This is a genomic window from Novosphingobium olei (assembly GCF_037076535.1).
Lineage (GTDB): Bacteria > Pseudomonadota > Alphaproteobacteria > Sphingomonadales > Sphingomonadaceae > Novosphingobium > Novosphingobium olei.
In genome coordinates, this window is sequence record NZ_AP029021.1 from 3,815,182 (window position 1) to 3,838,652 (window position 23,471).

At 64.8% G+C, this 23,471-nt stretch carries 21 protein-coding genes; 12 read left to right on the forward strand and 9 right to left on the reverse strand.

What is annotated here, in order from left to right; translation table 11 throughout:
- The first annotated feature begins 80 nt into the window (after positions 1–80).
- On the forward strand, positions 81–287 hold the full coding sequence (locus tag AACH40_RS18105; protein ID WP_169493816.1) for a hypothetical protein: 207 nt from the start codon (positions 81–83) through the stop codon (positions 285–287).
- A 164-nt stretch (positions 288–451) separates the two neighbouring features.
- On the opposite strand, the gene AACH40_RS18110 is transcribed toward AACH40_RS18105, so the two are convergent.
- Positions 452–1,423 (reverse strand): serine hydrolase, encoded by a 972-nt coding sequence (locus tag AACH40_RS18110; RefSeq protein WP_338643566.1) that lies wholly within the window; start codon positions 1,421–1,423, stop codon positions 452–454.
- Between the two features lie 287 nt (positions 1,424–1,710).
- Here AACH40_RS18110 and AACH40_RS18115 point away from each other — a divergent pair, with 287 nt between their 5' ends.
- Positions 1,711–3,000, forward strand: coding sequence for a phosphotransferase (locus AACH40_RS18115; RefSeq protein WP_338643567.1), 1,290 nt, complete (start codon positions 1,711–1,713; stop codon positions 2,998–3,000).
- 5 nt (positions 3,001–3,005) lie between these two features.
- On the forward strand, positions 3,006–4,295 hold the full coding sequence (locus tag AACH40_RS18120) for an acyl-CoA dehydrogenase family protein (RefSeq protein WP_338643568.1): 1,290 nt from the start codon (positions 3,006–3,008) through the stop codon (positions 4,293–4,295).
- A gap of 79 nt (positions 4,296–4,374) precedes the next feature.
- Here the strand turns inward: AACH40_RS18120 and metK are convergent, their stop codons facing one another.
- From metK to hisS, 6 genes are all read right to left on the reverse strand, one after another.
- Complete coding sequence (metK, locus tag AACH40_RS18125; protein WP_338643569.1) at positions 4,375–5,601, reverse strand: methionine adenosyltransferase; 1,227 nt, start codon at positions 5,599–5,601, stop codon at positions 4,375–4,377.
- A gap of 38 nt (positions 5,602–5,639) precedes the next feature.
- A complete protein-coding gene (gene lnt, locus AACH40_RS18130; protein ID WP_338646182.1) occupies positions 5,640–7,196 on the reverse strand; it encodes an apolipoprotein N-acyltransferase in 1,557 nt (518 codons plus the stop codon).
- Between the two features lie 154 nt (positions 7,197–7,350).
- Positions 7,351–8,265: a DUF4167 domain-containing protein gene (locus AACH40_RS18135; RefSeq protein ID WP_338643570.1), complete on the reverse strand. Its 915-nt coding sequence runs from the start codon at positions 8,263–8,265 to the stop codon at positions 7,351–7,353.
- A gap of 202 nt (positions 8,266–8,467) precedes the next feature.
- Complete coding sequence (gene prmC, locus AACH40_RS18140) at positions 8,468–9,340, reverse strand: peptide chain release factor N(5)-glutamine methyltransferase (protein ID WP_338643571.1); 873 nt, start codon at positions 9,338–9,340, stop codon at positions 8,468–8,470.
- On the reverse strand, positions 9,337–10,401 hold the full coding sequence (gene prfA, locus AACH40_RS18145; protein ID WP_338643572.1) for a peptide chain release factor 1: 1,065 nt from the start codon (positions 10,399–10,401) through the stop codon (positions 9,337–9,339). Before prfA ends, prmC begins: the two co-directional genes overlap by 4 nt.
- Complete coding sequence (gene hisS / locus AACH40_RS18150; protein ID WP_338643573.1) at positions 10,401–11,654, reverse strand: histidine--tRNA ligase; 1,254 nt, start codon at positions 11,652–11,654, stop codon at positions 10,401–10,403. Before hisS ends, prfA begins: the two co-directional genes overlap by 1 nt.
- Positions 11,655–11,824: 170 nt before the next feature.
- Between hisS and AACH40_RS18155 the strand changes: the two genes are divergently transcribed.
- The 4 genes from AACH40_RS18155 (at position 11,825) to AACH40_RS18170 (ending at position 15,695) form a co-directional block, all read left to right on the forward strand.
- On the forward strand, positions 11,825–13,030 hold the full coding sequence (locus AACH40_RS18155; protein WP_338643574.1) for an aromatic ring-hydroxylating dioxygenase subunit alpha: 1,206 nt from the start codon (positions 11,825–11,827) through the stop codon (positions 13,028–13,030).
- A gap of 23 nt (positions 13,031–13,053) precedes the next feature.
- Positions 13,054–14,331, forward strand: coding sequence for an aromatic ring-hydroxylating dioxygenase subunit alpha (locus AACH40_RS18160; protein ID WP_338643575.1), 1,278 nt, complete (start codon positions 13,054–13,056; stop codon positions 14,329–14,331).
- 30 nt (positions 14,332–14,361) lie between these two features.
- A complete protein-coding gene (locus AACH40_RS18165) occupies positions 14,362–15,375 on the forward strand; it encodes an NADP-dependent oxidoreductase (protein ID WP_338643576.1) in 1,014 nt (337 codons plus the stop codon).
- Between the two features lie 167 nt (positions 15,376–15,542).
- A complete protein-coding gene (locus AACH40_RS18170) occupies positions 15,543–15,695 on the forward strand; it encodes a hypothetical protein (RefSeq protein WP_338643577.1) in 153 nt (50 codons plus the stop codon).
- Between the two features lie 3 nt (positions 15,696–15,698).
- On the opposite strand, the gene AACH40_RS18175 is transcribed toward AACH40_RS18170, so the two are convergent.
- Positions 15,699–16,445 carry a TetR/AcrR family transcriptional regulator gene (locus tag AACH40_RS18175; protein WP_338643578.1) on the reverse strand — a complete coding sequence of 249 codons (747 nt, stop codon included), beginning with the start codon at positions 16,443–16,445 and terminating at the stop codon, positions 15,699–15,701.
- A 166-nt stretch (positions 16,446–16,611) separates the two neighbouring features.
- Here AACH40_RS18175 and AACH40_RS18180 point away from each other — a divergent pair, with 166 nt between their 5' ends.
- Positions 16,612–17,547, forward strand: a complete 936-nt coding sequence (locus AACH40_RS18180; RefSeq protein ID WP_338643580.1) for an SDR family oxidoreductase — start codon at positions 16,612–16,614, stop codon at positions 17,545–17,547.
- Between the two features lie 10 nt (positions 17,548–17,557).
- Here the strand turns inward: AACH40_RS18180 and AACH40_RS18185 are convergent, their stop codons facing one another.
- Positions 17,558–18,337, reverse strand: a complete 780-nt coding sequence (locus AACH40_RS18185; RefSeq protein ID WP_338643581.1) for a TetR/AcrR family transcriptional regulator — start codon at positions 18,335–18,337, stop codon at positions 17,558–17,560.
- Positions 18,338–18,498: 161 nt separating this feature from the next.
- Between AACH40_RS18185 and AACH40_RS18190 the strand changes: the two genes are divergently transcribed.
- The 4 genes from AACH40_RS18190 to AACH40_RS18205 are packed head-to-tail and all read left to right on the forward strand — an operon-like array spanning position 18,499 to position 23,467.
- A complete protein-coding gene (locus AACH40_RS18190) occupies positions 18,499–21,009 on the forward strand; it encodes a TonB-dependent receptor (protein ID WP_338643582.1) in 2,511 nt (836 codons plus the stop codon).
- A gap of 49 nt (positions 21,010–21,058) precedes the next feature.
- Positions 21,059–22,438: an aromatic ring-hydroxylating dioxygenase subunit alpha gene (locus AACH40_RS18195; protein ID WP_338643583.1), complete on the forward strand. Its 1,380-nt coding sequence runs from the start codon at positions 21,059–21,061 to the stop codon at positions 22,436–22,438.
- Between the two features lie 4 nt (positions 22,439–22,442).
- On the forward strand, positions 22,443–22,961 hold the full coding sequence (locus AACH40_RS18200) for a nuclear transport factor 2 family protein (protein ID WP_338643584.1): 519 nt from the start codon (positions 22,443–22,445) through the stop codon (positions 22,959–22,961).
- Positions 22,958–23,467 carry a nuclear transport factor 2 family protein gene (locus AACH40_RS18205; RefSeq protein ID WP_338643585.1) on the forward strand — a complete coding sequence of 170 codons (510 nt, stop codon included), beginning with the start codon at positions 22,958–22,960 and terminating at the stop codon, positions 23,465–23,467. The genes AACH40_RS18200 and AACH40_RS18205 overlap by 4 nt, the downstream gene beginning before the upstream one ends.
- Positions 23,468–23,471 lie beyond the last annotated feature (4 nt).

Here is a 23,471-nt window from a genome sequence, read left to right on the forward strand (position 1 = left end):
CGGGAAGTCTACCGCCAGAGTAGGCTTTGCGGCGGGCTGCTTGCCCGGCGCGGTTCACTTCAATCCAGGGATTGTAACGCATGCGCAAGCTCATCCTCGCCGCTGTCGCCGGCACCGCCTTCGCCCTCGCCGGCTGCTCGGAAAAGGCTCCGGAAGCCACCGAAGCTGCCACTGAAGCTGCTGCTGACGCTTCGGAAGCCGCTGCTGACGCCTCGGGCGCCGCTGCTGACGCCAGCGCCTCGGCTTCGGAAGCCGCTGCTGACGCGAGCGAAGCCGCGAAGATGTAATCCCCGCCCGCAAGGGCAGGTTACGGATAGAGGGGCACGGATGCGCGCGCATCCGTGCCCTTTTCCGTTGGCGCGTGGGATAAGTAATGTTGAACACGAAAAAAAGGCGCCCGGATCAGGCGCCTTTCTCACAAGCTCGGAAATTTTTTCCGGCTTGAAATCGCTCAGCGACGGCGGACGATTTCCTGGGTGCCGCTCGTGGACGGCATGCTGTACCCGTCATAGATCGTTCTGGCGATCTGCGAGATCAGCCCGGCATGCGCCGTGTGGCCCTCCGGGCCCGTAACAAAGATGACCAGCGCGAGATGGCGGCCATCGGGCAGGCGAACGATGCCCACGTCATCGGTAACGCCCGAAAGAGTCCCCGTCTTATGGGCGAACAAGGTGCCTTCCGGCAGTCCAGCGCGGATGCGGTTGCGACCGGTGCTGGTCCGGGTCATCGTGTCGAGCAGGACCGCCCGGCTTTGAGGGCTCAGCGCATTGCCCCTGTCGATCGCTGCCAGCAGCGCAAGCATCGCCCGGGGCGTGCTGCTCGTCCTGGTCGTGATCGTGGTGGCCGGGTTTACGCGGCCATCGTCACGCACGAGGGTCGCCATCGTATGGTCAAGCCGCTGACCGGCAATGCCCTTGCTCGTCAGCCAGGCATTGACCGCCTGAATCCCGCCAACAGCCGTGATCAGGCCGTCTGTCGCTTCGTTATTGCTCCGCGTAATCGACAATTCCATCAGGCCTTGCGCGGTCAGCATCTGGCCCGCGCGAAGGGGCGCCTCGAAGCTGCGAGCCGATGCCGGCTGCGGAACGGCTACCATCATTGGAAGCGGCTGGTCCAACCGCATCAGCCCCTGTTCGACCTTGTCGAGCATCGTGCACGCCACTGCGATCTTAGCGGTGCTTGCCATCGGAAACGGCATGTCGCCGTTGACGAGGATCTGGCCGCCACCGTCAAGATCCATTGCCGCCACGCCGATCCGGCCACGACCTTGCGCGACCAGCGCGGCGACACGGTTCTGGATTTCAAGGTCGCGCGCGTCCTGCATCGCCACCGGCGGGCGACTCTGTACGGCCTGCGGCGTCGCGGCGAGAGCCGGAACGGCGAAAAGCGCTGCTGCGATCAGCTTCTGAAAACGACGTGCCATGTTGGCTGTCTCTAACCCCGACCCGAATTACCCGTCATTCTCATTTGTAACTCACGACGAATCTTGAGGAAAGTGGCAGAATTCTCGCCCGGTCGCCGCTTCGGAGCGGATTATCCCGATTGCGGGAACCACAAGCTGCCTTTCCAAATCAACGCTGGACTTTAATTGACTGGTTAAGTTAACCCGCCCCAAAGGCCCGGAGGTTCCTCCGAGGCGGGTGAGGATGACCGGAGGCTGCATTGGCGCTCGATAACCAAGTCGATTTTGTTGCTGGTCTGAACGCCGTGATGACCAGGGCAGGTGTTGCCGCCCCCGTGACGAATCCGCGCCGCCTTTCCGGGGGTGCCAACCTCGAATCCTGGCTTTTCGACTGTGGCGACGAAGCGTTCGTCCTGCGACGCGCTCCATCCGAGGAATGGCTTGCGAGCCGGCCGATCGACATGTCTGAAGAAGCCGCGATCGTGCGCCATGCTCACGCAGGTGGCGTCCCAGCGCCTGAGGTCGTTGCCGAGCTGCGCCCTGACGACGGAATCGGGCGCGGATTCGTGATGCGCTGCCTGCCGGGGACGGCGGACCCTGAGGTTACCCTATCAAGCCCGCCCTCGCTGGGCGAGGAACTGGCGGTGGCCATGGCGCGAATTCACGCGCTGGATCCGGCAGCTCTCCCGTTTCTCAGGGTTCTCAAGCCTGCAGATGGGGTCGAAGCGCTGCATCAGCAGTTTCTCGATGCGGGTGGCGACCGGCCGATCATCGCGCTTGGCTTGGCTTGGCTGCGGGCCAATCTTCCGCCGGAGGCCCAGCCGAAAGTGGTGCACGGCGATCTGCGCATCGGCAACGTGATGAGCCACGAAGGCCGTCTCTCCGGCGTGCTGGACTGGGAGCTCACCCACCTTGGCGATGGACACGAAGATCTGGCCTACGGTTGCATGACCGTCTGGCGCTTCGGCAGGCTCGACAAGCTGGGCTTCGGCCTGACCGACATCGATACGCTGGCACGCGCTTATGAAGGGGCTGGCGGCGAGCCGTTCGATTCAGTGCGCTTCCGTTTCTGGCTGATCTACCGCACGGTGTGGTGGGCGCTCGGTACGCTCGGCATGGGCAAGACCTGGCGCAGCGGCGTGGACCGCCAGATCGAACGTGTCGTGGTTGGCCGCCGCACCTCGGAACAGGAGCTGGACCTCCTGCGCCTGCTCGAAGGTGATGCCCCTGAAGCGGAACGGGCTCGCCCGCTGGCGCCTGCGCCGGTCGCGCCAGAGCCGGGTGATGGCGAACCGACCGCTATCGAAATGCTGACCGCCGTGTCCGAGTGGCTGGCCTCGACCGTCAAGGAGCAGCTTTCGGGCCGCGAGCGCTGGGAGCTTGCAGTGACGCAGAACGCTCTCGGCATCGTGCGGCGCCAGCTCGCCGGGCGCCCTGCCACGTCGGACATGGCGCTCACGCAGGATATCCTGGCCGGGCGGGTCACGCTCGCCACACCGGGCCTGCTTGCCGACTTGAGACGCCGGGCACTGGATACGCTTTCCGCCGACATGCCGAAATATCCCGCGCTCGCCCAAGCGCGCGGCCTTTGGGAGTGAGTGAAATGGATTTCGACCTGCCGCAGGATCTGCTGGACTATATCGACGAGCTCGACCGCTTCATCGAAGCGGAGATCAAGCCGCTCGAGGAGCAGGACGACAATATCCGCTTCTTCGATCACCGCCGCGAATGGGCCCGCACAGATTTCGAGAACGGCGGCCTGCCACGCCACGAATGGGAAGCACTGCTGGTGGAGGCGACAAAGCGCGCCGACAAGGCAGGTCACTGGCGCTTTTCCGCTCCGAAAAAGTATGGCGGCAAGGATGGAACGAACCTGTGGATGGCCGTGATCCGCGACAAGTTCGCGGCGAAGGGGCTTGGCCTGCACAACGACCTGCAGAATGAACATTCGATCGTGGGCAACTTCCCCTTTGTCGCGATGTTCGAACACTTCGGCACCGAAGAGCAGCAAAAGGAATTCATCTTCGGCGGCTTCGAACGCACCCGCCGCACCGCCTTCGGCCTGACTGAGCCGGAACACGGCTCGGACGCCACGCACATGGAAACGCGCGCCGTGCGCCAGCAGCGTGACGGCGTCGATGGCTGGCTAATCAACGGCGAAAAGATGTGGACGACCGGCATGCATGTCGCCACCCACGTCGCCACGTTCTGCCGCACTTCGGGCGAGGATGGCGCGGCGCGCGGCATTACCTGCCTGCTCGTCCCCGCCGATGCGCCGGGGCTGAAGGTCGAGGAATACCTCTGGACCTTCAACATGCCGACCGACCACCCGCGTGTGTCGTTCACCGATGTCTGGGTGCCAGAAAGTGCGGCGCTTGGCCCGGTCGACGGCGGCTTGGCCATCGCGCAGTCGTTCGTCCACCAGAACCGCATCCGGCAGGCCGCCTCATCGCTCGGCGCAGCGACCTACTGCGTCGAACAGTCGGTCGATTATGCCCGCGCCCGCAAGCCGTTCGGCGAAGATCTTGCACGAAACCAGGCGATCCAGTTCCCGCTGGTCGAGCTTGCCACCCAGTGCGAAATGCTGCGTGCGCTGATCTACAAGACGGCGTGGCAGATGGACAAGATGGAGCACAAGCAGATCGAGCGCGATCTGTCGGACAAGATCTCGATGTGCAATTACTACGCCAACCGCCTGTGTTGCGAGGCGGCGGATCGCGCGATCCAGGTGCACGGCGGCATTGGCTATTCCCGCCACAAGCCGTTCGAGCACATCTATCGCCACCACCGCCGTTATCGCATCACCGAGGGCGCCGAAGAGATCCAGATGCGCAAGGTCGCCGGCTATCTGTTCGGCTACATGGGCCCGAAAAAGGCCAAGTACGCGAAATAGCTCGCTATAGTGGCGTCTCAAGAGAAAGGGGCGGCGGCCAAATGGCCCCGCCCCTTGTTCATTTCAGCGCTGGCGAGGATCAGGCGGCGACGGCAGCCTTGAGTTCGTCAACCAGGTCGGTCCGCTCCCACGGGAACAGATCGCCCTGGGGCTTGCGGCCGAAGTGGCCATAGGCGGCCGTCTTGGCGTAGATCGGCTTGTTGAGGCCAAGGTGCGTGCGGATGCTGCGCGGCGTGAGCCCACCGAGGCGGGCAATGCCGAGAATGGCCTTCTCGATCTTGTCGTCGGCCACGGTGCCCGTGTCGTGCGTATCGACATACAGCGAGAGCGGTTCGGACACGCCGATCGCATAGGCGATCTGGATCGTGCAGCGCGTGGCAAGGCCCGCCGCGACGACGTTCTTGGCAAGATAGCGAGTGATGTAGGCCGCCGAACGGTCGACCTTGGTCGGGTCCTTGCCCGAGAATGCGCCACCGCCATGCGGAGCCGCCCCGCCATAGGTGTCGACGATGATCTTGCGTCCGGTCAGGCCGGCATCGCCGTCCGGGCCGCCGATCTCGAACGCGCCGGTCGGGTTGATGTAGTACTTCGTGCCCCGCAGCAGCACCGGCGGGATCACTTCGGCAACGACCTTCTTCACGTAGGTTTCGAGTTCGGCGTACTTGGCCGCGTCGGCATTGTCGCCGGTCAGGCAGTAGCCGGGCTTGTGCTGGGTGGAAACGACCACCGCCGTCGCCGCGACGGGCAGCGAACCTTCATAGCGTAGCGTCACCTGGCTCTTCGCGTCCGGCTCAAGAAATGGCGCCGCGCCGGAATGGCGATCGGCCGCCATCCGCTCAAGGATCTTGTGGCTGTAGTACAGCGTTGCCGGCATCAGGTCGGGCGTCTCGTCGGTGGCATAGCCGAACATGATGCCCTGGTCGCCCGCGCCCTCGTCCTTGTTGTCGCCAGCATCCACGCCTTGCGCGATATGCGCGGACTGGCCGTGCAGGTTGTTTTCGAAGCGGAAGGTTTCCCAGTGGAAGCCGTCCTGCTCATAGCCGATCCGCTTGACCGTTTCGCGCACGGTCGCCTCGATTTCGTCCTGCGCGCCCGGAGCCCATGCGCCGTCTTCGTAGACACCCTTGCAGCGGATTTCGCCTGCCAGCACGACCAGCTGCGTCGTGGTCAGCGTTTCGCAGGCGATGCGCGCCTCGGGATCCTTCGAAAGAAACAGGTCGACGATCGCGTCGCTGATCTGGTCGGCGACTTTGTCCGGGTGCCCTTCGGAAACGCTTTCGGAGGTGAACAGGTAATCGGTGCGCATTGGCCGGGTCCATATAAAGAAAGCTTTATGTGCTTGCTCTAGCCCACGGTCCTGCGCCTTGCAACCATCGCGATGACCAGAAGCAGGCCAGCCCAGGCAAGCGGAAGGGCGTTGCCGGTCCGGGCAAACAAAGTCGATGCGTGCGCCGGGGGCACCATGCCGTCCAGCCGGCCCGCCACGCCCCGGCCCAGATGCTCGCGCACCACGCCGTCCGCATCGATCACGGCGCTGATGCCGGTCGTGGTCGCGCGCAACACCGGCAAGCCTTCCTCGATCGCGCGCAGTCGCGCCTGCGCCAGATGCTGCGGCGGTCCCCAACTGCCGAACCAGCCATCGTTGGACGGATTGAACAGGTAGTCGGGGCGGTGGGCCCGATCCACCACTTCGCCCGAAAAGATGATCTCGTAGCAGATCTGGAATCCCGCCTTGCCGAACGGGCCGAAGTCAACGGTGCGCGGACCGGGGCCCGCAAAAAAGTCGAGCTGTCCTGCGACCAGGCGAGAAAGACCCAGCGGGGTGAGAAGCTCGCGCATCGGCAGGTACTCGCCATAGGGGACGAGATGCGCCTTGGCGTAGGACCCTTTCATCGTGCCGGTGGGATCGAGCGCGGTCACCACGTTCCACGCGCCGTTGATCGCGCCCTTGCGATCCTGCGACAAGTCCACCGCTCCCGTCAGCAGCAAGCTGCCGGGACCGATCACCCTCCCGATGCGCTCGCGCGCCATGACCGGGTCGCCGGCATAGGTTGTCTCGGCATACCAAAACGGTGCGTAGCCGGTGCGCAGGTAGTCGGGCACTGCACTCTCTGGCCAAAGCACCAGGCGGAGGTGCCCCGGGTTCCTCGCCAGTGAAAGCGCGGCAATCTTCTGGAACTGGCTTTCGAACAGCTTGGGATCGTTGATCTCGTCCTGGCGCAGGTTCGGCTGGACAAGCGTGAAGGGAAGGGTGCCGGCATCGTTGTGGCCGTGCATCGGCAGCAGGAACAGCACGACCGGCACGAGCGCATGGCTCACGGCCGCCTTCCGGTTGCCCTTGGCGAATGCCCGTTTTGCAAACAACCATTGGCCTGCGAGCAGGACGACGAGGCCCGACAGCGCATATGTGCCGAGCCACGGTGCCACTGCGGCAAGGCCCGGCCTGCCAAAGCCTCCCAGCGCGACCGCACCGACCGGATTCCAGGCAAAACCCGTAAACACCCAGGCTCGCATCCATTCGGTAACGATCCAGAAAGCCGCGAACGCCGGAAGGATGGCGGCGCGCGCCTTTCGCGTCACCAACCATGTGGCGAGGGTGGCAAGGGCAGGGAACACCGCCAGATAGAGCGCCAGCAGCACCACGGCGATCCAGCCGAGCCAGGCAGGCATCTGCGCCTGATAGGTGAAGGCCGTCGCGATCCAGCCGTTGCCCACGGTGAACAGGCCAACGCCGAACAACCAGCCGATCAGCAACGCCCGCCCCGGACCGCGGGCCCGTTCGACCAGTGTGATCGCCACGGCAAACGACACCAACGTAATCGGCCACATTGCCAGCGGCTGAAATCCGGTGGCGGCAAAGGTACCGGCAATCAGCGCAAAGATCGGGCGTGCGGTTGCCATCACCTTGGCATGGGAAGACTTGGCCGTGGGGGCAGACGCGTCAGGCAGGCGGGTCATGAATCCTCGGGCTCGTGGGTGCGCAGGCTATGAACGGCAAGGGGGCCGATCGCAAGCGATCGACCCCCTATAATGGTTCCGTGACAGGACTGGCCCGTCAGCCTTCTGCTGCAGCAGTTTCGGCCGGAGGAGTCTTGCGAGGACGGCCACGGCGCTTGGGTGCCGGTGCCTCTTCAGCCGCGGCTGCGACGGGAGCTTCCTCGACGGTTTCCTTGCGCGCGCCGAATGCGGGCGGCAGGCTGGACGGATCCAGCGCCGGTGCCGGTTCGGCACTGCCGTCGTCGTCAGCCGCCTTGCGACGGCGATCGGTGCGAGGCTTCAGGCCACGCGATGGGCGGGCATCACGCACGAACGGGTTGTCACCGGCATCGCCGATGGGCTCGCCCTCGGCCGCACGAACGCCTTCTCCCGGAAGAGGCTCTTCGGCAACCGCTGCGACAGGTTCCGCCGCGTCATCGCGAGCGCGCTCGGGACGACGACCGCGTTCGCGGCGCTCATCGTCGCGGCGGTTGTCCTCACGGCGGCCCTCTTCGCGACGATTCTCGTCACGACGCCCGTCATCGCGGCGGCCATCTTCCCTGCGACTGTCATCGCGACGAGGCTCTTCCCGGCGTTGCTCTTCACGACGCGATTGGGGGCGATCGAACGCGGGGAAATCGTTCTCCATCGAGAACTCGCCCGCATCGTCCTCGCCTTCGGCATCCTGCCAGCGGTCACCCGAGACGCCACCGTTCTGCCGCGCACGCTGCTCTTCCTGGCGGAGGCGGGTATCGGCCATCACGCGGAAGTAGTGGTCGGCGAACTGGAGATAGTATTCCGCCTGCACGCGGTCGCCGTTGAGGTGCGCGTCCTGCGCCAGCTTGCGATACTTCTCGAGCAGCTGCGGCGCATTGCCCCGCGCACGGCTGTCGATCCGGTTCAGCTGCTGTCCGCCGCCGCCACCGCCGCCGTTTTGCGGACGGTTGTTGCCGCGGCTGCGCCGGCGGTTGTTGTTGCCACGATTGTTGTTCAACTCAGGCACTTCCTTGTCTGGGGCGGCCAGTCCGGTTTCAATGCACCCTGCTGCCGCGCAACCCTCCGCCACGGCGCCACACCTGCAGCCCGTGCTATCCAGCACCTGCCTGCCTCCGGTCCGTCTTGACCGGCGATCGTGAGCAAATGGTGGAGTTGGCCGGGACGGGAAGCCTTCATCCGTCGCCCTGCCTGATGTCTAATTAGGCAAGGCGCGCGCCGTTGCCAAGAGCTATTTGGCCATTCTGGCGCATTTCCACTGCCCTTTCGCGTCCACCAAGGTCATGATGCAAACGCGTTGAAAGTCCGGCCCCTTCGGCAAGCGCCATCACATCGCGTCCCTGGGTCCATCCGATCTCGAAAAAGGCGATTCCCCCGGGAGCTAGCAAGGCAGGTATCTGCGGGATGAGCAGGCGGTAATCGTCGAGGCCGTCTTCGCCGGCAAAGAGCGCGCTCGCCGGCTCGAAATCGCGCACCGAAGGACTGAGCGGTTCTGCTGCCTCGATGTAGGGCGGGTTGGCTAGGATCAGGTCAAAAGTCCCGAGTGCCCCTGTCCAGTCGGCCGCGGTCCAATCTCCCGCGCGGATTTTTGCGCGATGGGCGAGGCCCAGTGCCTCCGCGTTCCGACGCGCCGTGGCTTGGGCCCCGGGCGAGCGTTCTACGCCGATGCCTTGGGCATCGGGCCATAGCGACAAGGCCGCCAGCAAAAGCGCCCCAGACCCCGTGCCCAGATCGAGCACCCGGGCAGGAGGCGGTTGCCCTTCGAAGGCGGTTCGGGCCGCATCGATCAGCGTTTCGCTGTCGGCGCGCGGGATCAGGACGTCCGGCCCCACCGCGAAGTCGAGCCCATAGAATTCCTGCCGCCCCACGATGTATGCCACCGGCTCAGCCTTCAGGCGCCGCTCGATCAGCGTTGCAAACGAAGATGGTGGCTCTGCGCGCATGTGGCGCAGCAGGACGTCGCTGCGCGAACAACCCAGCGCGTGCGCCATCAGAACTTCGGCATCAAGACGCGCCGTATCGCTTGTCGCTGCCAGTCGGTCGGTTGCCGCGCGCAGCGCCTCGCCGACCGTCATGCGTCCATCGCGGCAAGGCGCTTGGCCTGATCCTCGGCAATCAGCGCGTCGACCAGCTCGCCAAGTCCCGGGCCTTCCAGCACTTCCGGCAACCGGTGCAGTGTCAGGTTGATGCGGTGGTCGGTTACGCGGCCTTGCGGGAAGTTGTAGGTGCGGATGCGTTCGGACCGGTCGCCGCTCCCGACCATCGCCCGGCGTGCCTCGGCTTCGGTGCCCTGCGCTTCATCGCGCATCTTCTCGTAAAGCCGCGTGCGCAGAACCTGCATCGCCTTGGCCTTGTTCTTGTGCTGGCTGCGCTCATCCTGGCAGATGACCACGAGACCGCTGGGCAGGTGGGTAATGCGCACCGCGGAATCGGTGGTATTGACATGCTGCCCGCCCGCCCCGCTTGCGCGGTAGATGTCGATCTTCAGATCCTTGTCCTCGATCTGCACGTCGACTTCGTCGGGTTCGGGGAGCACCGCCACGGTTGCGGCGCTGGTGTGGATGCGCCCACCGCTTTCGGTGACCGGTACGCGCTGAACGCGATGCACGCCGCTTTCGAACTTCAACCGCGCAAACACACCTTGGCCCGCCACATTTGCGACCACTTCCTTGAAGCCCCCCAGCTCGTTGGCGTTGGCGCTGATGACTTCGACGCGCCAGCCTTGCTCGGCCGCGAAGCGTTCGTACATGCGGAAAAGGTCCGCCGCGAACAGGGCGGCTTCGTCGCCACCGGTACCGGCCCTGATCTCTAGCATCGCCGGGCGGACATCCGCGGTGTCGCGCGGCAACATGGCGATCGACAGGCGATGTTCGGCATCGGGCAGCTCGGCCTTCAGCCGGGCCATTTCCTCTTCGGCCAAGTCGCGCATTTCCGGGTCATCGAGCGCGGCGAGGCTTTCCAGCTCGACGCGCATGGACCGCACTTGCTCGGCCACGCGCGCCACCGGCTCAAGCTCGGCATAGTCACGGCTCGCGGCGATGAAGTCGCTCCCTTCGAGCGTGCCCGAAGCAAGGCGCGCTTCCAGTTCGGCAAAGCGCGCGATGATCTGGGACAGGCGCTGGTCGGAAACGCTCATCAGGCCGAAATGTGCGCCGGGATCGCGTGAAGCGGCAGGCGCGCCTGATCGCCGGTGCCCAGGTTCTTGACTGTCGCCTCGCCGGCGGCCAGCTCGTCGTCACCGACAATCAGCGCAAAACGCGCCCCGCTCTCGTTGGCGCGGGTCATCCGCTTCTTCATGTTGCCGCGAAAGCCCATTTCAACCGCAAGGCCACTGCGGCGCAATGTGGCTGCAAGGCCGATGCACGCTGCCTCTGCGGCCGCGCCCATCGGCACGATGGCGACATCGGCCGCCGGCTCTTTCACCTCACGCGCGTCGGCCACCAGCATCGCCAGTCGCTCGATCCCCGCCGCCCAGCCCACGGCCGGCGTCGCTGCGCCACCGAGTGCTTCAATCAGCCCGTCGTAGCGCCCGCCGCCCAGCACGGTACCTTGCGCGCCAAGGCGATCGGTCACGAATTCGAACGCGGTGTGGCGATAATAATCGAGCCCGCGCACGAGCGCCGGCGCACGTGTCCAGGCGACGCCCGCGGCATCGAGCCCGCCAGTAACCTTCGCGAAGAAGTCCTGCGCCTCGATGGAGAGAAACTGGTCGATCTTCGGCGCATCCGCCGTAAACGGCTTGTCGCGCGGATCCTTGGAATCGAGGATGCGCAGCGGGTTGCGTTCGAGGCGGTCCTGCGAATCTTCGCTAAGTTCATGCTTGTGAGCAATGAAATATTCGATCAGCGCGGCGCGCCAGGCTTCGCGGCTGGCGGCATCGCCCAAGGTGTTGAGCTGGAGCGTCACGCCGTCGGCGATGCCCAGTTCCTTCAGCAACTGGTCGGCCATTACCAACAGCTCGACATCGGCCTGCGGTTCGCCTGCGCCAATCACTTCGGCGTCGATCTGGTGGAACTGGCGATAGCGCCCCTTCTGCGGCCGTTCGTAGCGGAACAGCGCTCCATGCGTCGCAATCTTGAGCGGGGCGTGCTGCTGCCAGCCGTTGGTGAGGAAGGCGCGCGCAAGGCCCGCCGTAAACTCCGGCCGCAGCGTCAGCGATTCGCCGCCGCGGTCCTCGAACGAATACATTTCCTTGGACACGACGTCGGTCGTCTCGCCAAGCGAGCGGGAGAACACGGACGTCTTTTCGAACACCGGCATCTCGACGCGGCGGAAGCGATAGAGCTTGCGCACGCGTTCGAAGGTTTCGACGACGAAACCGAAGGCTTCGGCATCGGGGCCGAAAATGTCCTGCGTGCCGCGGATGGCCTGTGGTGTTTCCTTGCTCATTGCGCGCGCCGATAGCGCCAAAGCCGCGATCTTGAAAGAGGCGCGGCGCGACGGAGCGCCTGCGCCAAACCGGCCGGACGGATGGTAAGCGACCGTGCGTGCGTCAAAGCGCATTGACGCGCCCTTGATCCAGAAGGTATCACGCAGACTACATTTCACCGGAGGTTCCGATGACGGCGATGGAAAACCCCGATATCGCGCGTGTCATGCGCCACAGCGTCCAGCATGCGCGCGACAACACCTATGAACTCGTCGACGATATCCTGAAGGTTCCCGCGACCAACTACACCGATCCCGGGCGCTTCAAGCTTGAGGTCGATCGGATCTTCCGCCGTCTGCCGCTGATGCTGGCCCCTTCGTGCGAGATTCCCAATCCCGGCGACTTCAAGACGATGGAAGTGGCAGGCGTTCCGGTTCTGCTCACGCGCGGGTCCGACGGAAAGGTCCGATCGTTCATCAACAGCTGCACCCATCGGGGCACCAATGTCGCCACCGCGCCGACCGGCAATGCCAAGCGTTTCACCTGCCCCTATCACGGCTGGACGTTCGGGCAGGACGGCAGCCTTCTGGCCGTCGCGGCCTCCGCCGACTTCGGCGAGGTCGACAAGTCGTGCCTCAGCCTTAAGGCGCTGCCGGTGGCCGAACGCGCCGGGCTGATCTTCGGCAGCGTCGATCCGAACCTGAAGCTCGACATCGATGCCTTCCTGTGCGGCTACGATGCCTTGCTCGAAGCCTTCAATTTCAAGGACTGGCACTTCTTTTCCAGCCGCGTCCTGCGCGGGCCGAACTGGAAGATCGCCTATGACGGCTATCTCGACTTCTACCACCTGCCGGTGCTGCACAAGGACACCCTCAATGCCACCGGCATGCTCGGAAATCGCGCGCACTATCACGCGTGGGGGCCGCACCAGCGCCTGGTCGCGCCCGATCGCGCGGCGCGCGAACTGGGCGACAAGCCCGAGAGCGAATGGACCGACGATCTTGTCCTCAACGGCGTCTGGACGATCTTCCCCTGCATTTCGATCGCCAGTTTCAACGGCGGCGGCCGCGGCGTGATGATCTCGCAGTTGCTGCCCGGCGACAAGGTCGGGGAATCCTGGACCCGGCAAATGTACCTGATGGAAAAGGCGCCGAGCGCCGATCAGGAAGCCGCAGCGCACGAACAGTTCGCGTTTCTTGAGGTGGTGGTCCGCGACGAGGACTATGACACCGGCCTTCGCCAGCAGCGCGCGCTTGATCACGGTACGCTCGATCACGTCCTGTTCGGCCGCAACGAAGGGGGAGCGCAGGCTTTCCACAAGTGGACCGACCGGATCATCGCCGCGTCCGACGAAGAGCTTCCGGCGCTGTTCGCCGGGGCCGACATCGTCGCCTGACAGATACCGGGAAAGGACGCACGATGGACCAGTCCGAAATTGCGAAGATCCACGCGCTGATGGAATACGAAGCGGCGCGCACTGCGCCGCCGCGCGCCTTTCCAAACCTGCCCGACCTGCCGGGAGGGCGATATACGGACCCCCGCTTCGCCGAGCTGGAGCGGGACCATCTCTGGCGCAAGTCCTGGCTGCTTGCTGCGCACATGGACGAGATCCCGCGCGCGGGTTGCTTTAAACTGTGGGAAATCGCCGGGCAGCCGATCGTGCTGGTCCATGCCCGATCGGGAGAGGTCAACGCGTTCTACAACACCTGCAGCCACCGCGGGGCGCCGGTGGTGACCAAGGAGAGCGGCCGCAGCGCCAGGCTGACCTGCAAATACCACGGCTGGGTCTATGACGATGAAGGCAAGCTCTGTTCGATCCGCGACCCCGAAGACTTCGCCGATCTCGACTTTTCCTGCCGTTCGCTGCGCAAGGTCGCCTGCGAGCGGTATGGCCAGCTTGTGTTCGTCCGCTTTTCGCAGGACGGCCCCAGCCTGTCGGAATGGCTAGGATCGCTGAAGGAGGAGTGGGCGGAGTTCCGCTTCGACGCGATCCGGCTGGTCGATCACCAAGTGTGGGACCTAGAGTGCAACTGGAAGATCGCGATGGAAGCGAACATGGAAGTCTACCATGTTCCGAACATACACCCGACGACGGTCGCGGTTGGTCTTGATCATCGGCGCAACGTCAATTCGTTCTATCCCCACGGCCATGGCCGCATGATTGCGCCGGGTTGGGACCGGTCGGAAGGATCGAGTTACCGCGCGGCCAAGGTCGAGGGGATTGAGCGACTGCAATTCGACACCGTTGGCGAGATCGGGCGGACCTGCACACAATCCTACAACCTCTTCCCCAACTGGGTTTCGCCACTGTCGCCCCACGGCTATTTCGTGCTCAACTTCTGGCCCAACGGCTTGAATCGCTCGAAAATGGAAGTCTGGTGGTTCGGGCCGGACTGGGGCGAGGGACCCCGACCGGCGTATTGGGATACCACCATCACCTATCTCGACAGCGTGCTTCGCGAAGATACCGAGTTCGGCGTGTGGATACAGAAAAGCCAGGAATCCTACGGCTTTGCGGGCGTTCCGCTCAGCTACCAGGAGGCGCGGATCTATCATTGGCATCAATCGGCCGACGCGCTGATCGGGCCGGAGAACATCCCCGCCGAACTGCGGGCGGCGCCGGTCATCGGGCAGGAATGGATCGTGCCCGGCGATCCCCGGCTCGAGGAAATGGCGCTGCAGCAGGCGGCCGAATAGCAGTTCCCTCTTTTGACAGGATCTTTGCGGATGCAGCTTCGCAACCGACAATGGAAGATTGCCGGCCGCCCGGCCGGCCGCGACGTGACCGAAGCCGATTTCGCGCGGGATGAGGTTCCGGCCCGCGCGCCCGAAGAAGGCGAGGTGCTGGTTCGCGTAGACCTGCTTGCGTTCGAACCGGCCATGAAGGGCTGGATGGAGAACATCGGCGGGTACGTTGCCCGAACCGAGATCGGCGACGTGATGCGGGGCAGCGGTGTCGGGACAGTCGTCGAAAGCCGCGCCCCCGGCTTTGTACCGGGCATGCAAGTGACCGGCCCGATGGGCTCGCAGGACTATGCAACCGTTGCGGCGGGCGAGCTTCGGCCGGTGAGCAATCCCGAAAGGCCTTCCGACGATCTGGGCATGCTGGGGATCGTCGGCCTGACCGCCTATTGCGGATTCAAGGCGATTGGCCAGCCCTTTCCCGGCGATACGGCGATGATTACCGGCGCGGCGGGCGCTGTCGGTTCGATTGTCGGACAGATCGCGCGGATCGGCGGCTGCCGCGTCATCGGCGTGGCCGGAGGACCGGACAAATGCCGCATGCTGGTAGACGACTACGGCCTGGACGCCGCCATCGATTACCGGGCGGACGACTTCGCCGCGCAAGTAGCGGCGCAGGCGCCCAACGGGATCGACGTCGTCTGGGACAACGTCGGCGGCACGATCCTCAACACACTGCTCGGCAACTTGGCCATGAACGCGCGGGTGGTGATCTGCGGCGGGATATCGCGCTCCAAGACTGGCGGCATGCCGGTCGGCCCGGAAAACTATTTCAACCTGGTGTTTAAGCGCGCGACCATGCGCGGTTTCATCCTGAACGACCACGAGGCGATGTTCGACGAAGCGCGCCGTCGCATGGGCCAATGGCTCGCTGACGGGCGGCTGGTCGCCCGCGAGGACATCCAGCACGGCTTCGACAACGCGCCACGGACGCTGATGCGGCTGTTTTCTGGCGCAAACACCGGCAAGCAGCTGCTGCGCTTCGAGGAGGATCGCTGATGACCGTCTACATGCAATCGACGCTCGAACTGCGCGCGGGTGACATGACGCAGTTCGAAGCGGTGATGAAGGAGCTGGTCGCGCTGGTGGAGGCGTAGGGGTGGCGGCTGATCACGGCGATCTCGCAGATCAGCGGACGGCTGCACACCGCGATCGACATCTGGTCGATGCCGGACCTTGGCGCCTACGAGCGCGGATTGACGGCGCTGCGCACCAGCTCGCAGTTTCCGGACATGGCCAAGGCGCTCGCAGCGGCGATCGAGCGCGAAACGGTGGTGTTCGGCGTCCGCGCCGGCTGGGTGCCCGAGGGGCGCGAATAGCCGTCAGGCGCTGGGCTTGCGCGGAGTGACGCGCGGCACCGACATGTCCGCAATCGATGCGATCGTACCGGTGGTTTCCAGTTCTGCCAGCAGTTCTGCAGCTTCTTCGGCGAGTGAGCCCTGGACCGCGCCGACCAGCATCATCAACATGTTTTCGACAAGCGAGGGAAGGTATCGTTCGTCGGGCGTGCGGCCCAGGCACCAGTCATTGATCGTTGCATACTGCACGTCGGCCAGCGAACGGGCGAAGTGCGGCAGGTCGATCCAGTCACCGATGTCGCCCCGGCGCTGCTCCAGCCACATCAGGTTGCCGCGCAGCGACATGTCGAGCAGCGTCTCGAATACGTCGCGCGCGGTGCCCGGCGCGAAATAGAGCGCACAGACGGCAGTGGTGTAGTTGCGCACGTGGAAGTTGCGCCGATTGATCGAGACGGTGCGCGAAAGCCAGCCCTTGACCGACACGGTGTCGCTGCTCTGGCGCACGAAAGCGCTGTATTCGTCGAACGCTTCGCGGATGGCGAGCGCGATGAGGCGGTCCTTGTTGTGGAACGCGTTGTAGAGCGTGCGCTGCGCGACTTCGGCACGCTGGCACAGCTTGCGGATGCTGAAACCGTCGATCCCATCTTCCGCCAGCATGCGCCGGGCTTCCTTCAGCAGCCTTCGCCTGCGCGCAAGGATCTGCGGGCTCGAATAGAGCAGCGGCCGTTCGGGATGCGGGGCAAGGGAACTGGAGGTGTCGTCGGTCTTCATGAGCGTCCGGTGCAGCGCGGAGTGGTTGCGGCCCCCGCGTACAGGACAAAGCTGTTCGCCAATTCCCTGATCATTGCAAGGGGCGAAGGGCTTGCGCCATAAAACTAACGCGTGCACTATCTTTTGGTCGACGCAGACAGGCGCGATTCTTCGGGAGAGACAGGCAATGCGGACAGTCGCGGTTATCGGTGCCAGTGGGCGCCAGGGCGGAGCGCAGGTGCGGCAGTTGGTGAAGGCGGGATTCGCGGTGAAGGCGATCTCGCGCTCGCCCGATCCCTTCTATGGCGAACAGCAGCCCGACACGGTGACGGTGGTGCCCGCCGACCTCTATGACGAAGCATCGCTGATCGCGGCGTTCGATGGTGCCGACGCCGTGTTCCACACCCACCCGTTGCGTGCCCGCGCCGACCGGGCGACGATCGCCGGCAGCGTCGGCCGCGCGGCCAAGGCCGCCGGGGTCGATCGCGTGGTGTGGAACACGTCGAGCTGGATTCCCGATCGTCCGGGCGATGCCCATACCTATGTCGGCAATACCGCGGGCCTCAACGCCTTGTTCCGTAGCGGGGTGGGGGCAACGGTGTTCGGCTCGGTGCTGTTCATGGACAACCTGCTCACCAACTGGGCGCGGCCGTTCATCGTCAACGAGGGCCGCTTCGTTTACGCGCACACGCCCGAGACCGAGGCCAACTGGATCAGCCTCGACGACGTGGCGCGGATCATGATCCACTCGCTCGATCGGCCCGACATGGAAGGCGCGTGGATGAACATCGGCGGGCCCGAACGGCTCCGTCCTCCGCAGCTGGCGCAATCGCTGTCGGACGCGCTGGGGCGGGAGATCCGCTACGATGCTTGCAGTCCGGCCGAATTCGGGCGGCTTCTCGCCAACGCCTATGGCGATGCCATGAGCAAGGAAGAGCAGGACGCAACGGCCGCGCAGATCGGCAGGTTCTACGAATACAACGTGACGGCGCCGACAAGGCCGTTCGAGGTCGATGTCGCGGAAATGCAGCGGCGCATTCCGCTCGAGCTGGAGACGTTCGGCGATTGGGCCAAGCGGCAGGACTGGCGCAACAGCAATGCGCCGCGCCCGCCGGCGGGCTGAACCACCAAAGTCAGGACGCCGCCGTTCCCTCCGGCGGTGTCCAGGTCGGCAGCGGGTAGGTGGGGATCTGGCCGGTACGCTTGATCTCGATCAGATGGGTGCGGGCCTCCTCCCGCACCTGACCGCGCACCGCCCCGATCAGCAGGAGCAGCATCCGTTCGATCAGGTGGGGCAGGTATTCCTCATCGGATAGGCGGCCGAGCGTCCAGTTGTTGATCGTCGCGTACTGCAGATTGGCCATGGTCGTGGCGAAGTGTTCGGCGCTGACCCAAGGCTGCAGGTCGCCGCGTGCCTTCAGTGCTTCGACCCAGCCGGTCACCCAGCCGACCGACATGTCGCGCAGCGTTTCCCAGACATCGCGCGGGGTGCCGGGCGCAAAATAGATGGCAACGACAGCGCGGGTGTAATTGCGCACGCGGAAGTTGCGGCGGTTGATCGCGATCGTGCGGTCGAGCATCCCGTCAAGCGTGTGCGGTTCGGTGCGATAACGCACGTGGTCGTTATAGGCGTCGTACGCTTCGCGGATGGCCAGCGCGATCACGCGATCCTTGGTGTGGAAGGCATTATAGAGCGTACGCTGCGCAACTTCCGCGCGGCGGCACAGCTCGCGGACGCTGAAATTCTCGATGCCGCCATCGGCAATCATTTGCCGGGCTTCGCGCAGCAGCCGCCGCCGCCGCTCGAGGATGAGCGGGCTGACGTAAAGCAGCGGCTTGTCCGGATGCGCATCGAGCAGATCGCGCGGCGCGACATCGGGAGCCGGTGCAAGGGGGCGTGCGGCCTTCGGCATGGGCTTCCCGTTTCGACGATCCTGCTGCGGATGTCCAGTTCCTATCAAAATGCGTACGCGTTGCATAAATGGATTGTGCCGACTCCAAAAATTGATACGCTGCATCACGTTGGCGGACTCGGGCTGAACCGGGCTGCGTGAAACGAAGGAGGGGAGGCCCCATGCGGCACTCGGATCTTGCGCGACTCACATTCCTGACGACAACCGCGCGCAGCGCCACAATTGCCGCGCTCGGCCTGGGGGCATTCGCGATCTCAGCACCGGCGCTCGCCGCCGATGATCAGGCCGCTTCCCAGACCGCGCCCCAGTCCGGTGCGGAGGCTTCCGCCAGCGCACCAGTCGGCGTGCAGGACATCATCGTGACGGCACGCCGCCGCAGCGAGAGCGTTCAGACCATTCCGGTCGCGGTGCAGGCCATCAGCGCGGAAACGGTGCAGGCACGCGACCTGACCAGCCTTGAAAAGATCGCCGCGGCCACGCCGCAATTCACCGTCGCGCGTGCCTCGAACGGTGCGGGCGCGCAGCTGACCATGCGCGGCATCGGCTCGTCCGCGACCTCGATCGGCATCGAGCAGTCAGTCGCGATCGTGGTCGACAGCGTCTATTACGGCCAGGGCCGGGTCATCAACGAAGGCTTCTTCGACCTTGCCCGCGTGGAAATCCTGAAAGGCCCGCAGGCACTGTTCTATGGCAAGAACGCCACTGCCGGCGTGATCAGCCTGACCACCGCCGATCCGGGCAAGGACCGCGAGATTCTGGCCCGCGTCGGCTACGAACTCAACGCCCGGCAGCTTTACGGCGAGGCGATCTATTCGACCCCGCTGAACGATTCGCTCGGCCTTCGCCTGGCCGTGCGCGGCTCGAAGATGTTCGGCGGGTTCTATCGCAATGCCGCGAACGTGCAGTCTTACCCGACCTTCGACGTCGCCACCGGCACGACCAACGCCCATACCGCCCAGCCTGCGGCCAAGGACCAGCCGCAGGAGCGTGAGCTGATCGGCCGCGCCACGCTGAAGTACGATCCCGGCGACGGTCTGACGATGACGCTGAAGGCGTCGGGCTCGTATAACGAGACCGAGGGCAACGGCTGGAACTATTCGGCCGTGCGCTGCCCCACCGGGGCGACCGCGCTTAACCCGGCCTATCCCTGCGACGGCGGCTTCCGCCTCTACCAGAACAACATGCCGGCCGACATTGCGCAGGCAACGCCGTACGGGCGCAGCAATGGCGAGCTCTACAACCTGTACAAGTCGTGGGCGGTCACCGGTACGATCAACTACGACCTCGAGAACGTGACGCTGAACTCGGTCACCAACTACAACTGGAACAACAACAAGTTCGCCTGCGACTGCGACTTCCTGGGCGGCGGGGTCTGGGCGACCGAAAACGCGACGTACCATGCTTTCAGCCAGGAACTGCGCGCGCTGACCAAATTCGATTCCCCGGTGAACGTCATGGTCGGCGGACTTTACCAGAAGACCAAGCGCGAGTTCTTCCAGGCGGTCCTGTTCGCCAACATCGAGAATTCGGCGGCGCCCGATGGCATGCGATATGTCGCCTATGCCAAGGATTCGCAGACTGACGGTGAAACGCTGTCCGCTTATGGCCAGGCGATCTGGAAGATCCTGCCGACCGTGGAGGCAACCGCCGGCGTGCGCTACACGCATGAAACCAAGAAGAGCTACTTTACCCAGCCTTACGTCAACCCGGCGCTGACCGGCATTTTCCGCCCGCAGAGCGCGGCCGCCAATGGCACGCTCTATGGCAATCAGACATTCGACGACTGGTCCCCCGACGTGACGCTGAGCTGGAAGCCGACGAGCGACATCATGCTCTATGGCGCGTACAAGACGGCCTACAAGTCGGGCGGCTTCTCGAACAGCGCGATCAACTCGTCGCTGGTGACCAACAATCCTTCGGGCGACCTTGCGTTCAATCCAGAGCGCGGACGCGGCTTCGAAGCGGGTATCAAGACCACCCTGTTCGACCGGCAACTGCGGGCGAACCTGACACTCTACAACTTCAAGTATACCGATCTGCAGATCGACTACTTCAACGCGCAGGTCTTCTCCTACGTCACCTACAACGCGGGCGCTGCGCGGTCGAAGGGCGTCGAGCTGGAGCTGGAGTACGCGCCCCGCCAGGTGCCGGGCCTCTCGCTCCACGGCACGCTCAACTACAACCGCGCGCGGTACGAGAACTTCATCGCACCGTGCTGGTCGGGGCAGAGCATTGCCGCGGGCTGTTCGCTGCGGACGGCCGATGGCCAGCCGCGCCAGGACCTGTCCGGAGCCCCCACCGCTGCGGCGCCCGAATGGACCGCGACGGCGGGCGTTTCGTACGAGACCGAAGTCGGCAACGGGCTGAAGGTCGGCGGCAATATCGACACCCGCACGACCAGTTCGTACCTGGGTTCGAGTTTCGGCGATCCCTACACCCGGCAGAAGGCCTACGCCGTGCTTGATGCCGGCTTCCACATCGGATCGGCCGATGACCGCTGGCAGTTCGCTGTGCTGGGCAAGAACCTGACCAACAAGTTCTACTTCATCGGCGGCGGCACCGCACCGCTGACGGGGGCGGGCACCGGCACCAACAACGCGACGCTGGGCGACATCATCGGGTACGGGTCGATGCCGCGCACCGTCCGGCTGCAGGCGACCTTCCGATACTGACGATCCACCGGGGGAGGGGCAGACACGAGCGACAAGGACCAACTTGGCGATGAATCTCGAAACCAGCCTGCCGCTCCTGCCGGAACCGGGCGCAGCCCGGTGCCCCGGGCCCAGCACGCGCGATATCATCCTGTCCGACGGGCAGGACGTTCCGCCCGCGCTGGTCGCCGAAGCCTATGCCTTCGCCGGCGACGCCGACATCGAATACGACCGGTACCTTTCGCCCGAGTTCATGGCGCGGGAATTCACTCAGATGTGGGCGCGCACTTGGCAGTGGGCCGCGCGCGAGGAACACGTGCCCGATGCCGGCGACTACATCACCTACGACATCGGGCCGTGGTCGATCCTGATCGTGCGCGGCGATGATGGCGCCATCCGCGCCTATCGCAACGCCTGCCTCCATCGCGGCACGCAGCTCAAGCGATCCGATACCAGTGGCCATTCCGCCGAGCTGCGTTGCCCGTTCCACGGCTGGAGCTGGACGCTCGACGGCAAGCTCTCGAACATCCCATGCCGCTGGGATTTCCCGCACGTGACCGACGACGAATTCGGCCTGCCGCAAGTCCGCGTCGAAACCTGGGGCGGGTTCATCTTCGTCAACCTCGATTCGCAGGCGCGCCCGCTTGCAGAACAGCTCGGCCCCTTGGCCGATCACTTCACAGGGCGGTGGGACCTGGCCGACCGGCGCGTCGCGCTGCATTTGCAGAAGGAGCTGCCGACCAACTGGAAGGCAGCGCAGGAGGCCTTTCTCGAAGCCTACCACGTCTACGAAACGCATACGCAAGGGCTGGCCACGGCGGGCGATGCCAATGCGCAGTACGACCTGTTCAGCGACCATGTGACGCGCTTTGTCCACACCATCGGCGTGCCCAGCCCGCATTATCGCGAGCCGCAGTCGCAGCAGGACATCTACGACAAGATGCGCGTCGAGCCGGGCGCGGTGCCAGAAGGCCGCAGCGCGCGCTCGTTTGCGGCAGAGAAGTTGCGCGAAAGGATCTCGGCCGAAACCGGCGTGTCGCTCGATGCCTATTCCGACAGCGAGATGCTCGATTCGATCGAGTATCACCTCTTCCCGAACATGTGCCTGTTCCCGGGCGTATCGCTGCCGATGATCTATCGCTTCCGGCCGATCGGCAACGACCCGTCGCGCACGCTGTTCGACCTCGTGTTCCTCAAGCTGGTGCCGCCGGGCACGCCGCTCGACCATCCGCCCGAACCCGTGCGGGTGGGCGTCGACCAGTCCTATGCCGAGGCGCCGGGCATGAATCCGGGCCTTGGCGCGGTCTACGATCAGGACACCGACAATCTCGCCATGCAGTATCGCGGATTCGAGGGTTCGGAAAAGCGGGGCCAGACGCTGGGCCACTATCAGGAAGCGCGCATCCGCCAGTTCCATCAGACGCTCGATGCCTACCTTGCAGGAGCGTGACGGAATGGATCCGCTCGACCGCCTCGTTTCGTGGCAGGCCATCTATGACCTGAGCTGCGACTACATGCGCGCGCAGGACCGGCTCGATCCGGTGTTGCACCGCTCGGTGTTCCATGACGATGCCACCACCGACTACGGCGCCGGCTGGCAAGGGGATGCCAAAGGCTTTGTCGCCTTCGCCCAGGGTGTGTTGGCCCCGCACAAGGCCAACCATCACATGATCGGCCAGATGCGGATCGATTTCGAGAGCGAGACCCTCGCCTTCGGCGAAGTGTATTACCAGGCGCATCACCGCATCGTGGGCGAGGACGGCGCGGAATATGACCTGTTCGTCGCTGGCCGATACGTCGACCGGTACGAACGGCGCCAGGGTGTCTGGAAGATCGCCCATCGCACCGAACTTGCCGACTGGATCCGCAACGAACCCGCCGCCGATCTGGAAGGCGGAGCCATGATGCTGCCGTGGGGCGCCCGCAGCCCGCACGACCTGAGCTGCCGCCGCGAAGAGATGCGCGTCCGATGAGCAAGGTTCATCCTGAACAGGTCGCCGACCGTCTTGCGATCATGGATCTACTCAACCGCTATGCCCGCGGCATCGATCGCTGCGATCTCGACGTGTTGCGCTCGGTATGGTGGCCGGGGGCGAAGGCCGATTACGGGCAGGGCGAGATCGACGCGCTGGAATGGTCCGACGGCGTGATCCCCGCGCTTCTGGGCATGCGCCGCACGCAGCATTTTCTCGGCAACATGCTGATCGAGATGGGGAACGGCGTGGCCACCGCCGAAACCTATTGCCGCGCGTGGCACGAAGTGGATTCGCCAGATGGCCCGCAGGAGATGGAAGTCGGCGGGCGCTATCTCGACCGGCTGCAGCGCCGTGGCGACGAATGGCGGTTGCTGCACCGCCGCTACGTGCTCGACTGGAGCCGCAACGGACCTTCCACCGCACGCTGGGACGGCCCGCTCTACGAAGGGCTGACCCGACGCGGCAAGCGTGCCCCCCACGATCCCAGCCATACCGGAGAATGACGCG